Genomic DNA, 14,637 nt, shown 5'->3' with positions numbered 1-14,637 from the left:
TCCTCATCTTGTCTCCATCGGGTGCCGCTGGCACCGTCCCAGGATCCGGGTTGCTTTCTCATGAAAATCCTCCATACCGCCGACTGGCACCTTGGCCATCAACTTCATGGCCATGACCGCCGTTTTGAACACGATGCCTTCCTCGACTGGCTGACCGACACCCTCAAGGCACGCCAGATAGACGCCCTGCTGGTCGCAGGCGATCTGTTCGATACCGCCAATCCCCCCGCCAGCGCCTGGCAGCAGCTCTACCGCTTTCTGGCGCGGCTGCGGGCCGAGATGCCCAACCTCGACATGGTGCTGATCGGGGGCAACCACGACTCCCCTTCCAAGCTCGATGCCCCCCACGAACTGCTGCGGGCATTCGATCTCCATCTGGTGGGCAGCATCAGCCGAGACAAGGATGGCCAGCTTGAGACCGATCGCCTGCTGGTGCCGCTGCACGACAACGAAGGCAAGGTGGCCGCCTGGTGCGCCGCCGTGCCGTTTCTGCGCAGCAGCGATCTGCGGGTCGAACCGCTGGCCGAGGGGCAGGACAGGCTTATCGAGGGGGTGCGTCAGATCTATGCAGAAGTGCTCGCCGAGGGGCGCAAGCGCTGCGAGCAGGATCAGGCCCTGATCGCCATGGGCCATGCCTATCTGGCGGCGGGCCAGCTCTCGGAATTGTCGGAGCGACGGGTGCTTGGCGGCAACCAGCACGCCCTGCCCGCCGACATCTTCACCGGCGCCGACTACACGGCGCTGGGCCACCTGCATCTGGCCCAGCGCTTGGCTGAAGGCGTTCACTACAGCGGCTCGCCGCTGCCCCTGTCGCTGACCGAGACCGGCTACCGCCATCAGGTGCTTGAGGTGACACTGGAGGCCGGCCAGCTCGCAGCGGTAGAAGCCATCCCGGTGCCCCGCAGCGTCGAGATGATCCGCCTGCCACTGGGCTCCCTTGACGAGGCCCTGACCGCCATCGACGCGCTTGAGTTGCCGGATCGCCCGCAGGAGGCGCAACCCTTCCTTGAGGTGCGACTGCTGCTGCCCAAACCCGAGGCCCGTATCCGTGAGCGCATTCTGGCGGCGCTGGCGGGCAAGCCGGTGCGCCTCGCCCGTATCAACACCCAGTATCAGGGGTCGGGACAGGGGCTGGCCGATGGCCGTGAGCGGCGCAGGCTGGATGAACTCTCCCCCACCGAGGTGTTTCGTCTCTGTTATCAACGCCAGTTTGAAGGTGAGCCCGAGGTCGGGCTGGTTGCCTCGTTTGAAGAGATCCTGGAGCAGGTGAAGGAGGCCGGCGCATGAAAATTTTATCCCTGTCAGGTGAAAATCTGGCCAGTTTGACCGGCCCCTTCACCATCGACTTTACCAAAGGGGCCCTCGGCGCCACCGGACTGTTCGCCATCACGGGCAACACGGGGGCCGGCAAGAGCACCTTGCTCGACGCCATCTGTCTGGCGCTCTATGACGAGATGCCGCGCTTTGTCGCCAACCGCAAGAACGTAGCCGAGGTGGGCCGCGCGGACGACGAGGAAAAGCTCAAGGCCAACGACGTGCGCGGCATCCTCAGCCGCGGCCACGCCAGCGGCTTTGCCGAAGTGCAGTTTCGCGGCTGTGACGGTCGCACCTGGCTGGCCCGCTGGGCGGTGCGCCGGGCCCGTAACCGGGCTGAGGGGCGCTTTCAGGCCCAGGAGCGCAGCCTGACCGACGTCGAGTCGGGCCAGGTTTTCTCTGGCAGCAAGCGAGAATTGCAAGAGCGCATCGACGAGCTGGTTGGCCTATCCTGGGAACAATTTCGCCGTGCGGTGATCCTGCCCCAGGGGGAGTTTGCCGCCTTCCTCAAATCCGATGCCAACGAGCGCTCCGCCCTGCTCGAGCGGATGACGGGCACCGAACTCTACTCTGCCATTTCCATCCAGACCTATGAACGGGCGCGGGAAGAACAGCAGAAGCTCGCCGCCATCGCGCAGCGCCTCGGCGACGTGGCGCTGATGGACGAGGCGACCCGTGAAGCGTGGATCGCTCGCCAGCTCACCCTCTCCACCACCCTCAAGCACGAACAACAGCAGCGCCAGCTGATGCAGGATCTGCGGGAGCTGGATGGCCGCATCGCCGCCCAGTTGCAGGGGTGCCGCGAGGGGGAAGAGGCGCTGACCGCCGCCCGGCAGGCTCACGATGCTGCGGCCCCCGAGCGGGAGGAGTTTGCCCGGGCCGAGCAGGCCCAGGTGGCCCGCGCCGATCACGATGAGCTGGCGCGCCTCACCCTGGAGGTGCAGCAGCAGGAGAAGGTGATCGCCGAGCTTGGGCCGGAGCTGGACCGCCTCGAGGAACAGGCCAGACAAAATGCGCTCCATGAGCAGCAGTTGCTGGCAGACAAGATTGCCGCCGAGCGGGAGTGGGGCGCCCTGCAACCCGAGCTCAAGCGAGCGCAGGAGCTCGACACCCGGCTGCTGGAAAAACAGCAGCAGTTGCAGAAGATCCAGCAGGAGGGAAGCCAGGAGCGCGAGGTGCAGCTCACCCTGGAGCAGAGCTGGCAGGAGCTGAGCCAACAGGTAGCCGCCCTCAAGAGCCAGTATCAGCAGTGGGGCGCCTGGCTCGAGGAGCACAGGGAGCTGGCTCCCCAGGCTCGCCAGTGGCAACCCCTGCTCACCGCGATGCAGGATTGGGCCGAGGATGCCGACAAGCTGCAGCAATTGCTGACCCTGCGCGAGCACAAAGTGCGTGCGCTGCAGCAGTTGCAACACCAGCTGGAGCAAGGCCGGCAGGAGCGTAACTACTGGCGCCAGGAGCAGGAGCGGCTGCAAAAATTGCAGGACGATCTGCAGGAGGAGCAGTGGGAGAGCCGCCTTGCCAAGGCGCAGGAGCAGTGGCAACAGCAGACAGAACAGCTGGGCCAGCTGCGCCAGCTGTTGGATCTCGCCAACTATGGCCGCAACCACGGCGAGCAGCACGATCGCCTGCAACAAGAGATAGCCCAGCTGGAACAAGCGCTGACCCGGCTCGCCAGCCAGGGCCAGGAGCTGGCCCCCGCCCTGGAGCGGCTGGCGGTGCAACGGGACGAGGCGCGCCACGCCCTGGAGCAGGCCCGCGCCGTGGCGAGCTTCGAGCAGTATCGCCACGTGCTGAGCGATGGCACCCCCTGCCCCCTTTGCGGCGCCGAGGAGCACCCCTACAGCCAGAGTCAACCCCAGGTGGCAGGGATCCTGGGTCAGCTGGCGGAGCGAGCTCGCAGCCTGGAGCTGGAGTGGGAACGGCTCAATCACCAGCACATGCAGGGCGAAGGGGAGCGCCAGGAGCTGACCCGACAGCTCGCGGTGCGTCGTCAGCATCTGCCCGAGCTAGCGGCGAGATCCGAGCAGCTGACCCAGCACTGGCAACAGCTCGGTGGGGAGGCGCTGCTCGGCCACCCCTTGCCGCTGCGCCAGAGCCCGGCCGAATGGGAGCACCTGCTGGACACCCTACTCGGTCGTGGCCAGGCGCTGGAACAGGGGCTGGCCCAGAGCCAGCAGACCCTGCGTCAGGCCCAGCAGGGGCAGCAGCAGTTGCAGGGTATCCGCCAGCAACTCAGCCAGCTGGCCACCCGCCATCAACAATTTGATCAGCAGTGGCAGGAGGCCGACCGCCAGCGCATCGCCTGGGAAGGGGAAGTGAAGGCGATGAGCGAGCAGGAGAGCACCCTGCGCCAGCGCCTCGAACAGGGGGCCAACCGGCTCGACGAGCAGATGGGCGGCCAACCCTGGCGCCAGTGGCTCGGCAGCCAGCAGTGGCGCGAGTGGCAGCAGACCTGCGAGGCCTATCTGCACGGCCAGAGCGAGTGGGAGCGACTGGCCGGCGAGATTGCCAGCCTGACCCCGACCCTGAGCGCCCAGGAGGCCCGCCTGCAGACCCAGCGCGAGCGGCTGCACAAGCTGGAGCGTGACTATAAGGAGCACGAGCAACAGCGTCAGGGATTGCTGGCGAGCCGTGCGGCCTGCCTGGAAGGTGAAGGGATCCCCCAGGTCGAGGCTCGCTGGCAGGCGCGGTTGCAGCTGGCCGCCAGCCAGCTCGACGAAGTAGCCGGCGCCGGACGCACCCTGCGGGAGCGACTGACCGAGCTCAAGACCCGTCTTGCCCATGTGGAGCAGGAAAAGCAGGTGAGCAGCCGCCGCAAACGCGAGGTACTTGGTCGCTGGGCCGCTCACGCCACTACCCTCGGCATCGCCGAATATGATCTGCGCCGCCTGCTGGCTATCGGCCAGGAGGAGCTCAAGGCCCGCCGCGCCGCCCTGCAGTCACTGGACGATGCCCTGGCCGAGGCCCGTACCCGCCTCACCGAACGGCAACGAGCGCTGGCACAGGAGCAGAGCAAGCGGGAGCGTTATCAGGAACATCACCCCGAGCTGGCCGCCCTCTCCGAGCAGGCGCTCGGCGAGCGGCTGGCAGCGCTGGAGAACCAGTGTCGCACCCTCGACGAGCAGCTGTTCGAGTGCCGCAGCACCCTGGCCCAGGCGGAGGCCGCCGCCCTCAAGGCGGGCAGCCTGCAAGAGGAGTTGGCGAGCCAGCAGGCGGTGGCGGATCACTGGCAGCAACTGTGCGATCTCATCGGCCAGGCCAACGGTGCCAAGTTCCGCACCTTCGCCCAGAGCCTCACGCTTGAGCGCCTCTTGCTGGAGGCCAACGCCCAGCTCGGCGAGCTGTCACCCCGCTACCGGCTGGAGCGGGTGCCCGGCACCGATCTGGCGCTCCAGGTGGTGGATCTCGACATGGGAGACGAGGTGCGCTCGGTAGACTCCCTCTCCGGTGGCGAGAGCTTCCTGGTGTCGCTGGCCCTGGCACTGGCCCTCTCCAGCTTGTCGTCACGCCAGACCCAGGTCGAGTCGCTCTTCATCGACGAGGGGTTCGGCACCCTGGATCCGGACAGCCTGGATCTGGCGCTGGCCAGCCTCGACTCCCTGCAGGCGGCCGGTCGCCAGATCGGGGTCATCTCCCATGTACAGACCCTGGTGGAGCGGATCGGGGTGCAGGTGAGAGTCGAGGCCCTCGGCGGCGGCGAAAGCCGGGTGATCGTGCCCTGACTGGCGCCGCTTGGTCCCATCGGCAACGGGATTGCATAGCAAAAGGCCCCGCCAAATGGCGGGGCCTTGTCGTTTATGCCCACAGCGAGCGCCTTAATTGAAGCGGTAGGCCCCCATATAGAGACTGCCCAGATCCCAGCTTTCGTGCAGCCGGACAGGGCTCTCCCCCCTGGCGGCCCCCAGCGCCACAAACAGGGGGCGCAGGTGATCGTCGTGGGGATGGGACTCCACCGCCCCGGGGGCCAGCCGGCGATAGTCGAGCAGCGCCTGCTTGTCCCCTTGCGCCATCATCTGCTCGAGCCAGCGGACAAACTCCCGGGCCCAGGGGGCCGTGGGGGAGTGATCCGGTCCGAGTGCCCGCAGGTTGTGGGTGATGGCGCCGGAGGCAAGGATGCCGATCCCCTGCTCGCGTAGCCGGCCCAGCGCTTCCCCGAGCTGCCACAGCTGCGCCGGGGTGAAGTTCACGGGGATGGATACCTGCGCCAACGGGATCTCGCTGTCCGGGTCGATCAGCGACATGGGTGACCAGACCCCGTGGTCCAGCTCCCGCCGCACGGCACTGGCCTGCCATCCGGCCACCGCCAGCTCGTCACCCACTGCCTGCTGCAGCCAGGCCGGGCTACTGGCAGGCCAGCGCATATGGTAGAGCGGCTCGGGGAAGCCGTAGAAGTCGTACATCAGGGCCGGAGCCGGCTCGACGTTGAGCTCCAGCTCGCGGCTGAACCAGTGGGCGGAGATGACCACCAGCCCCCTGAGCTCCCCCAGTCGCAGGGAGCTCAGGAAGCGGGTGGCGGGGCGATCCCGCAGCACCAGATCCGGGGCGCCGTGGGAGATAAACCAGACAGGGGCAAGGGACATGACAGTCACTCCAACAAGGTATCGGGTGGCGCTATTCACCAGGGATAACGCCGTTGGAGTACATTATCTGCCCACCCTTTCAGGTTAACAATCAGGTGAAATGGATAAGCACTGTTTACTTATTATTTATAATCACCGGGAGCTAAAACCCTGCTTCACTCTTGCCGCTCTGCGGGCAAGGTAGCATTCCGTTTATCGGTACCAGCGTCCCTCTCCCCCACAACCAGGAGACGGCTGGCCAGCCTGGTGGCCACTTGCTGATCCTGCCATTCCCGCCAGCCCAACGTCAGCGCACTTTCGTGCCGTGGCACTCCGCTTAGCCAGCCCTCATTGCCTGGCCAAAAGCGCGTTGGCAGCGCCTGCATCACCAGCAGGCTGGCCCCCAGCAGAAACAGCCCGGGCCCCGCCCATCCACTGTTTTTCATCCCGAAACCCTTCAGATGCCGACGAATGGACTAACATTCTTGCCCATGCGGGTGACAGGACGGTGACACTGAGCAAGTTGTCATTTTACAACATTTGCTCCCGAATCGGCCGCCAAGACACAGATGGAAACACTTGTCCCCTGTCAGCTCAGACCAGTAGGTGTATACCCTGAAAAGTGACAATCAGGAAAACGTTATCCCTGAAAAGAAAACGTTATCTGGTCAAAACGTTGTTTCTGGATCATAAAAAGAATCCAAAAACTGGTGTATATTGCTCGGCGGAAACTCCTTAACCATGAAGACTGACATGAAAAAGACCAAAATCGTCTGCACCATCGGTCCCAAGACCGAATCCAAAGAAATGCTGGCCAAGATGCTGGATGCCGGCATGAACGTCATGCGCCTGAACTTCTCCCACGGCGACTACGAAGAGCACGGTACCCGTATCAGCAACCTGCGTGCCGTGATGGCCGAAACCGGCAAGCAAGCCGCCATCCTGCTGGACACCAAGGGTCCGGAAATCCGCACCATGAAGCTGGAAGGTGGCAACGATGTCGCCCTGGTCGCCGGCCAGACCTTCACCTTCACCACCGACCAGACTGTGGTTGGCAACAAGGACAAGGTCGCCGTGACCTATCCGGGTTTCGCCAACGACCTGCGCGTCGGCAACCGCATCCTGGTTGACGACGGCCTGATCGGTCTGGACGTCATCGAAATCACCGAGCGTGAAGTTGTCTGTAAAGTGCTGAACAACGGTGACCTGGGCGAGAACAAGGGCGTCAACCTGCCGGGCGTCTCCATCAAGCTGCCGGCCCTGGCCGAGAAAGACAAGCGCGACCTGATCTTCGGTTGCGAGCAGGGCGTTGATTTCGTTGCTGCTTCTTTCATCCGCAAGAAAGAAGACGTACTGGAAATCCGTGAGCACCTGAAGGCCCACGGTGGCGAAAACATCCAGATCATCTCCAAGATCGAAAACCAGGAAGGCCTGGACAACTTCGACGACATCCTGGCTGTTTCCGACGGCATCATGGTCGCTCGTGGCGACATGGGTGTAGAGATCCCGGTTGAAGAGGTGATCTTCGCCCAGAAGATGATCATCGCCAAGTGCAACAAGGCCCGCAAAGTGGTCATCACTGCGACCCAGATGCTGGACTCCATGATCAAGAACCCGCGTCCGACCCGCGCCGAAGCCGGCGACGTGGCCAACGCCATCCTGGACGGTACCGATGCGGTCATGCTGTCCGGTGAATCCGCCAAGGGTAAATACCCGCTGGAAGCCGTGACCATCATGGCCACCATCTGCGAGCGCACCGATGCCGTGATGCCGTCCAACCTGTCTGCGTCCAACGACAGCAACAAGCTGCGCATCACCGAAGCCGTGTGCAAGGGCGCGGTAGAGACCACCGAGAAGCTGGATGCCCCGCTGATCGTGGTTGCCACCGAAGGCGGCAAATCCGCCAAGGCCATCCGCAAGTACTTCCCGAAAGCCTGGATCCTGGCCATCACCACCAACAAGAAGACTGCTGCCCAGCTGGTACTGACCAAGGGTGTCATGACTCACGTGGTTGATTCCATCGCCTCTACCGACGATTTCTATCGCATCGGTAAAGAAGTGGCGCTGGAGAGCGGCATGGGTCAGAAGGGTGACGTGGTTGTCATGGTTTCCGGTGCTCTGGTACCGAGCGGCACCACCAACACCGCTTCTGTTCACGTACTGTAATCCGTACCGAACTGCTGAAAACGGCGCCTGCGGGCGCCGTTTTTTTTATCCCTCCCCCTGCTTCCCTGACAAACCCGATGATAGAATCCACGCGGTTTTAATTTAAGCGGGATATCCCCCGTACATCGAGTAATAACCCGGAAGTTTTATGCTCTCAATACGATTGAAAAGAGCCTCGGCCACCCTGCTGCCGCTGCTCTGTCTACTCGCCAGCCTCTGCACTGCGCAGGCCATGGCACAAGAGGTTCCCCAGCGCGCCAGCGTCCAGCGTGCCCTGGACAGCCTGGGTAAATCCGAGACCCTCACCGTCTCGCAACAAGCCGATCAGAAATTTCTGACCGACACCCTCAGCCTGCTCGACAGCATCGACAAGGAAGAGGCGAAGGCCAAGGCCCAGGCTCAGCGGATCCGGGCACTTCCGGCCGAGATCCGCGACATCGGCGCCAAACTCAACGCCCTGAACGAGGGCAAGAGTGCGGAGCAGATCAAGAACGAATACGCCAGCATGAGCCTGAACGAGCTGGAGAGCCGCCAGCCCGATGTGCTGGCGAACATGCAAAACGCCCAGGAAGCCCTCGGTGCCATCGCCAGCCAGCTCACCAATCTGCAAACCCTGCCGGAGCGCGCCCAGACCAGCATGAGCCGGGTCTACCTGCGCAGCCAGGAGATCCGCAGCCGCCTCAATACCGGCGAGGGTGTCAGCAGTGCCGAGAAGATGAAGCTCAATACCGAGCTGGCACTGCTCGAGTTGCAGCTGGCCAATCTGCAGAAGGAGCTGGACAACCGTACCAGCATGCAGGATCTCGCGATCAAGCAGCGCGACTACCAGAGCGCCCGTCTCGCCAGCGAAGAGCAAAAGCTGCAACTGCTGCAGGAGCAGAGCAGCGCCAAGCGCCTGGGTGACACCGAGAAAACCGCCGAGCAGACTGGCGAGTTGGTGGCCACCGAAGACAGTCCGCTGGTACAAAGAGAGCAGGAGATCAACCACCAGCTCAGCCAGCAACTAATCAGCGCCACCACCAACCTCAACTCGCTGGTGCAGAAGAACCTGCAGGCCAAGAGCTGGCTGGAGCGCGGCACCCAGACCGAACGCAACCTCAATGAACAGGTGCAGATGCTCAAGGGCAATCTGCTGCTCTCGCGCATTCTCTATCAGCTCTACCAGCAGCTGGAGGCGGCACCGACCGTCGCCGTCAAGAACCTGGAAGAGCAGATTGCCGACCTGCATCTGGCCCAGTTCGAGCTGAGCCAGCAACGCGACCAGCTGTTCCAGAAGAACCAGTATCTGGACAACCTCATCGCCCAGAGCCCTGATCCCGTCACTGCCGAAGACAGGGCCAGCCTCTCCAAGCTGCTCGATACCCGCATCAATCTGCTGGATCAGCTCAACCGCCAGCTCGACAGCCAGCTCACCAATGCCATCAGCCTGCAGCTGACCCAGCAGCAGCTGAGCCGAGTCTATGCCTCGGTCGAGTTTACCTTGCAGCAACATATCTTCTGGGTAAGCAGCAATAAGCCCATCGACGGCAAGTGGTTCATCAGCTGGCCGGCCCAGGCCTTCAAACAGGCCTCCGACTGGGTGCTGAAACCTGACTGGAAGGGTTGGGGTGAAATGGTGCTGCCCATTTCGCTGCTCTCTCTTCCCCTGATGCTGGTCGCCGGTCTGCTGATCTGGAAGCGCCCGACCCTGATCGAGCGCCAGAAGAAGATCGCCAAGGATCTGGGCCGCTTCCGCCAGGACAGCCAGTGGCATACCCCGGCGGCCCTCTTATATACCGTGCTGGAGCGCCTGCCGGGCAGCCTGTTCATCCTCGCCATCGGCCTGCTGCTGACCTACTGTGGTCTGCTCACGCCCAAGCTTATCTTCCAGATCACCCTGAACCTCGCACTGGGTTATCTGGTGTTCAGCGTCTACCTCTCCGTGATGCGTCCAGGCGGCATCGCCGAGAGCCACTTCCGCATACCGAAAGCCGAGCTGCAGGCCAAGCGCAACAGCATGCACTATCTGTGGCTGCCGCTGCTGCCCCTCATCATGCTGTCGACCAAGGCGGTAGTTGAACCCTCCACCCTTGGCAACGACGTGATCGGCCAGGCGCTCACTCTGGCGCTACTGGGCCTGACCGCCTATCTGGTCTTCCCCATCTCCCGCGCCCGCATGAAGGGCGAAACGAGCATGCAGAAGTCCATCGTCGCCATGGCTCTGGCGCTGGCCCCCGTGGCCCTGATCATACTGGTCGGTCTGGGCTACTACTACACGGCATTGAAGCTGACCGGTCGCCTGATCGAATCCTTCTACATGCTCATCCTCTGGAGCCTGGTCTATCGCACTGCCCTGCGTGGCCTCGAGCTGGCGGCCCGCCGCCTGGCCTACCGCCGTGCCGTGGCCAAGCGGGAGCACAAGGCCCAGGAGGATGCGGAAGGGGGAGAATCCATTGAAGAGCAGCCCATGGATCTAGAAGAGGTCAGCCAGCAGTCCCTGCGTCTGACTCGCACCGTGCTGCTGCTGATCTTTGGCGTCGCCTTCTACTGGCTCTGGTCCGATCTGGTAGCGGTCTTCGCCTACCTCGACAGCATGGTGCTGTGGCATCGCAGTGAAGGGACTGGCGCCAATGCCGTGCTCTTCCCGATAAGCCTGAGCGACGTGCTGATCGGTTTCCTCCTGCTGGGGGGCGCCTGGTCGCTGGCCCGTAACCTGCCGGGTCTGCTGGAGGTGCTGGTGCTCTCCAAGCTGAACCTGGCCCAGGGCACCGCCTACGCCATCACCACCATGCTCAACTATGTGCTGATCGGGGTCGGCTCGCTGACCGCTCTCTCCATGATGGGCGTCCAGTGGGACAAGCTGCAGTGGGTAGCGGGTGGCCTGTCAGTCGGTATCGGTTTTGGCATGAAGGAGATCCTCTCCAACTTCGTCTCCGGCATCATCATCCTGTTCGAGCGCCCGGTGCGGATCGGTGACACCGTCACCATCGGCAGCTTCTCCGGCACCGTCTCCAGGATCCGCATTCGTGCTACCACCCTGACCGACTTCGACCGCAAGGAAGTGATCATCCCCAACCAGCAGTTGATGACCGAGCGGCTGATCAACTGGTCCCTGAGCGACACCATCACCCGCGTCATCGTACGGGTCGGGGTGGCCTATGGCTCCGATCTCGAGCTGACCCGTACCCTGCTGATGCAGGCGGCCATGGAGAACAGCCGGGTGCTCAAGGATCCGGAACCCATCGTCTTCTTCCTCACCTTTGGCGCCAGCACTCTGGATCACGAGCTGCGCTTCTTCGTGAGCGAACTGGGGGATCGCAACCCGGCCATTGACGAGCTGAACCGCAAGATCGATGCCCTGTTCCGCGAAAACGGCATCGAGATCGCCTTCAACCAGATGGATGTCTACATCAAGAACATGCAGGGAGAGGAGCAGAAGCTGGAATCCCACTCCAGCCTGCCGCCTACAGAGCCCGGCCAGCAGCCAACCTGATAATTCTTGCCGGCCATCCGATGACAAAAGCCGCTCACCCTGTGAGCGGCTTTTTTATGCCTGCTGCAGGCCACGACAAGGCCCCTTCCCTGTGTTCTGCACAAGAGGACAACTCATAGCTGCAATGAGCCAGCCAGATGCACTACCCCCTTGGTAGCCTTCTGCTCACCCTATCAGGGTGCCTACGCCTTCCACCCGCTTATGGATATGATGGCCGTTGCCAACCGTAGACCATAGGCCTCTGAACGCTCACGCAAAACGTAGAGCAGTTATCAGTGCGACCTCCTGTTTCGCACTCATGACCTGGCTGATGAAATAACGCACTTCTCCTGTGCTGAAAGCAGCTTGCACCATAGAACAGCGGCCATAAAAAAACCGAAGCACAAGGCTTCGGTTTTTGCTGCAATGGCTGGCACAGGCCAGCGCTGCATTATTTCTTGATGCGGATAACCGGGGTCTCACCCACAACAACGGCACCAGTCATCTTCACCAGCTCTTTGATCTCGTCCATGTTGGAGATGACCACCGGAGTCAGGGTAGATTTGGCTTTCGCTTCCAGAACGGCCAGATCGAACTCGATGATGGTGTCACCACGCTTGACCTGTTGACCTTCCTGAGCGATACGGGTGAAGCCTTCACCTTTCAGCTCAACGGTGTCGATACCGAAGTGAACGAACAGCTCGATACCAGAGTCGGATTCCAGAGAGAACGCATGGTTGGTCTCGAAAATCTTGCCGATGGTACCGTCGCACGGAGCAACCATCTTGTTGCCAGCCGGCTTGATGGCGATGCCGTCACCCACGATCTTCTCGGCGAAGACAACATCGGGCACATCTTCGATCGGCACGATTTCGCCTGACAGCGGAGCAAAGATTTCGATGCCACCGGTATCAGAGCTATCGTCGGAAACCAGTTTCTTCAGTTTATCAAACAGACCCATAGTAAAGCTCCTAGAGATGATTTGTCGCTGTTTGCAGCCGATCTTAGCAGACTGCCTTCTGCTTAATAAAGTTATCTACACAGGCTTCGATTTCTGCGGCAGTGGCGAAGCTCAGTGCTTGGTCAGCCATTGCCTTCACATCTTCGAAGTTGGTGTTGCGGATAAGCTTCTTGATACGCGGTACAGAGATGGCGCTCATGGAGAACTCATCCAGACCCATACCCAGCAGCAGCAGGGTGGCACGCTCGTCACCAGCCAGTTCACCACACATACCGGTCCACTTGCCTTCGGCGTGGGACGCATCGATAACCATCTTGATCAGGGTCAGGACGGAGGGTGACAGCGGGTTGTACATGGCGGAGATCATCTCGTTACCACGGTCGACAGCCAGGGTGTACTGGGTCAGGTCGTTGGTACCGATACTGAAGAAATCCACTTCCTTGGCCAGATGATGAGCCATGACGGCAGCAGCCGGGGTCTCGATCATGATACCCACTTCGATGGCTTCATCAAAGGCTTTGCCTTCGGCACGCAGTTCGGCCTTCAGCGTCTCTACGGTAGCTTTGAGGCTACGGAACTCTTCGACGGAGATGATCATCGGGAACATGATGCGCAGTTTGCCGAAGGCAGACGCACGCAGAATGGCCCGCAGCTGGGCGTTCATGATGTCGGCGCGATCGAAGAAGATACGCACGGCACGCCAGCCCAGGAAGGGGTTCATCTCTTTCGGGAAATTCATGTACGGCAGTTCTTTGTCGCCGCCGATGTCCATGGTACGCACGATGATCGGCTGATCCGGCATCGCTTCGGCCACTTCTTTGTAGGCTTTGAACTGCTCGTCTTCGGTCGGCAGCGCATCGCGATCCATGAACAGGAACTCAGTACGGTACAGACCCACGCCTTCGGCGCCATTACGGATGGCACCCTCGGTATCCTTCACGGTACCGATGTTGGCGCACACTTCGACCTGGTGACCATCCAGCGTGATGGCAGGCAGATCCTTGAGCTTGGCCAGCTCGTCCTTCTCGGCCTGGAACTGGGCCTGGATCTCTTTGAACTTGGCCAGTTGCTCGGCGGTCGGGTTGATCACGATCTGGTTGTTGATCGCATCCAGCACCAGCACGTCACCATTCTTGACGCGCTCGGTGATGTCGTTGGTACCCACGATGGCCGGCAGCTCCAGGGAGCGGGCCATGATGGAGGTGTGGGAGGTACGGCCACCGATGTCGGTGACGAAGCCCAGCACGTACTTCAGGTTGATTTGAGCGGTTTCGGACGGGGTCAGGTCTTTGGCGACCAGGATAACCTCTTCGTCGATGGTGCTCAGGTTGACAACGGCGATGCCCAGTACGTTCTTGACCAGACGGGTGCCGATGTCACGGAAATCGGTGGCGCGCTCACGCAGGTAGGGGTCGTCCAGCTCGGCCATCATCTTGGCGTACTGTTCGATAACCTCGTAAATCGCCTTGTCGGCGGAAGCCTTGTTGTCTTTGATGAAGGATTTGATATCCCCTTCCAGCTCCTCATCTTCGAGCAGCATGATGTGACCTTCGAAGATGGCCTCTTTTTCCTCACCGAAGGTACGACCGGCCATCTCTTTGATGGCTTCCAGCTGGGCAGCTGACTTGGTGCGAGCTTCGAGGAAACGGTTGATCTCGGTATCAATCTGATCGGCGGAAATCTTGCCTTGATTGATAACGATCTCATCTTCTTTCAGAAGAAGCGCCTTACCGAATGCGATACCGGGGGACGCAAGAATGCCAGATATCATAATCCTTCCTATTAAAACGACTGTGGGGGAGGAATAAAGCTGGATTACTCCAGCTCGTCCATCAGGGCAACCAGCTTCTCAACGGCTTGCTGAGCATCCGGACCTTCGGCCTGGATGGTCACGTTGGTGCCTTTGGTCAGGCCCAGGGTCTGCAGCTTGAACAGGCTCTTGGCGCTGGCGGACTTGCCACCGGAGACCACAGTGATCTCGCTTTGGAATTCTTTGGCTTCTTTCACGAACTGAGCTGCCGGACGGGTGTGCAGGCCGTTTTCAGCAGTAATAACAACAGACTTCTCGTACATGGTTTCACCCCATATTATTGATATTTTTTGATGGATTGAGCGTTTATCAAACGATTCTCCCCACCGTGTCAGTATGGATATGTTGTAAAGTAACGAAAGCAGACCCGCAATGG

9 protein-coding genes are annotated in these 14,637 nt (G+C 61.4%); 4 read left to right on the top strand and 5 right to left on the bottom strand.

Going from position 1 to position 14,637, the window contains the following annotated elements; all coding sequences use genetic code 11:
* The first annotated feature begins 60 nt into the window (after nt 1–60).
* Nucleotides 61–1,287 (top strand): exonuclease SbcCD subunit D C-terminal domain-containing protein, encoded by a 1,227-nt coding sequence (locus tag I6L37_RS10680; RefSeq protein ID WP_216994025.1) that lies wholly within the window; start codon nt 61–63, stop codon nt 1,285–1,287.
* A complete protein-coding gene (locus I6L37_RS10675; RefSeq protein ID WP_216994024.1) occupies nt 1,284–5,036 on the top strand; it encodes an AAA family ATPase in 3,753 nt (1,250 codons plus the stop codon). The genes I6L37_RS10680 and I6L37_RS10675 overlap by 4 nt, the downstream gene beginning before the upstream one ends.
* A 93-nt stretch (nt 5,037–5,129) precedes the next feature.
* Here the strand turns inward: I6L37_RS10675 and I6L37_RS10670 are convergent, their stop codons facing one another.
* On the bottom strand, nt 5,130–5,894 hold the full coding sequence (locus I6L37_RS10670) for a class III extradiol ring-cleavage dioxygenase (RefSeq protein WP_216994023.1): 765 nt from the start codon (nt 5,892–5,894) through the stop codon (nt 5,130–5,132).
* 155 nt (nt 5,895–6,049) lie between these two features.
* The gene (locus I6L37_RS10665) at nt 6,050–6,319 is read right to left on the bottom strand and encodes a hypothetical protein (protein ID WP_216994022.1); all 270 of its coding nucleotides are present in this window, start codon (nt 6,317–6,319) and stop codon (nt 6,050–6,052) included.
* A gap of 307 nt (nt 6,320–6,626) precedes the next feature.
* Between I6L37_RS10665 and pykF the strand changes: the two genes are divergently transcribed.
* Both pykF and mscK read left to right on the top strand, forming a co-directional pair.
* Nucleotides 6,627–8,039, top strand: coding sequence for a pyruvate kinase PykF (pykF, locus tag I6L37_RS10660; protein WP_042027715.1), 1,413 nt, complete (start codon nt 6,627–6,629; stop codon nt 8,037–8,039).
* A 148-nt stretch (nt 8,040–8,187) separates the two neighbouring features.
* Nucleotides 8,188–11,511 (top strand): mechanosensitive channel MscK, encoded by a 3,324-nt coding sequence (gene mscK / locus I6L37_RS10655; RefSeq protein WP_216994021.1) that lies wholly within the window; start codon nt 8,188–8,190, stop codon nt 11,509–11,511.
* A 430-nt stretch (nt 11,512–11,941) separates the two neighbouring features.
* On the opposite strand, the gene crr is transcribed toward mscK, so the two are convergent.
* Genes crr through I6L37_RS10640 form a run of 3 tightly spaced genes read right to left on the bottom strand, consistent with a single transcriptional unit; the run spans nt 11,942 to nt 14,524 of the window.
* Nucleotides 11,942–12,451 carry a PTS glucose transporter subunit IIA gene (gene crr / locus I6L37_RS10650; RefSeq protein ID WP_026456550.1) on the bottom strand — a complete coding sequence of 170 codons (510 nt, stop codon included), beginning with the start codon at nt 12,449–12,451 and terminating at the stop codon, nt 11,942–11,944.
* 43 nt (nt 12,452–12,494) lie between these two features.
* A complete protein-coding gene (gene ptsI / locus I6L37_RS10645) occupies nt 12,495–14,222 on the bottom strand; it encodes a phosphoenolpyruvate-protein phosphotransferase PtsI (RefSeq protein ID WP_216994020.1) in 1,728 nt (575 codons plus the stop codon).
* 44 nt (nt 14,223–14,266) lie between these two features.
* Nucleotides 14,267–14,524, bottom strand: coding sequence for an HPr family phosphocarrier protein (locus I6L37_RS10640; RefSeq protein ID WP_026457936.1), 258 nt, complete (start codon nt 14,522–14,524; stop codon nt 14,267–14,269).
* Nucleotides 14,525–14,637: the final 113 nt, after the last annotated feature.

This window comes from Aeromonas sp. FDAARGOS 1407, assembly GCF_019048725.1.
Classification (GTDB): Bacteria; Pseudomonadota; Gammaproteobacteria; order Enterobacterales; family Aeromonadaceae; genus Aeromonas; species Aeromonas enteropelogenes.
Note: the sequence above shows the minus strand (reverse complement) of the source record. Positions and strands in the feature narration are given on the sequence as shown.

Excerpts from the sequence above, each read along its gene's own strand:
- I6L37_RS10680 (WP_216994025.1), top strand. The coding sequence starts at position 61 with ATGAAAATCCTCCATACCGCCGACTGGCACCTTGGCCATCAACTTCAT.
- I6L37_RS10675 (WP_216994024.1), top strand. The coding sequence starts at position 1,284 with ATGAAAATTTTATCCCTGTCAGGTGAAAATCTGGCCAGTTTGACCGGC.
- I6L37_RS10670 (WP_216994023.1), bottom strand. The coding sequence starts at position 5,894 with ATGTCCCTTGCCCCTGTCTGGTTTATCTCCCACGGCGCCCCGGATCTG.
- I6L37_RS10665 (WP_216994022.1), bottom strand. The coding sequence starts at position 6,319 with ATGAAAAACAGTGGATGGGCGGGGCCCGGGCTGTTTCTGCTGGGGGCC.
- pykF (WP_042027715.1), top strand. The coding sequence starts at position 6,627 with ATGAAAAAGACCAAAATCGTCTGCACCATCGGTCCCAAGACCGAATCC.
- mscK (WP_216994021.1), top strand. The coding sequence starts at position 8,188 with ATGCTCTCAATACGATTGAAAAGAGCCTCGGCCACCCTGCTGCCGCTG.
- crr (WP_026456550.1), bottom strand. The coding sequence starts at position 12,451 with ATGGGTCTGTTTGATAAACTGAAGAAACTGGTTTCCGACGATAGCTCT.
- ptsI (WP_216994020.1), bottom strand. The coding sequence starts at position 14,222 with ATGATATCTGGCATTCTTGCGTCCCCCGGTATCGCATTCGGTAAGGCG.
- I6L37_RS10640 (WP_026457936.1), bottom strand. The coding sequence starts at position 14,524 with ATGTACGAGAAGTCTGTTGTTATTACTGCTGAAAACGGCCTGCACACC.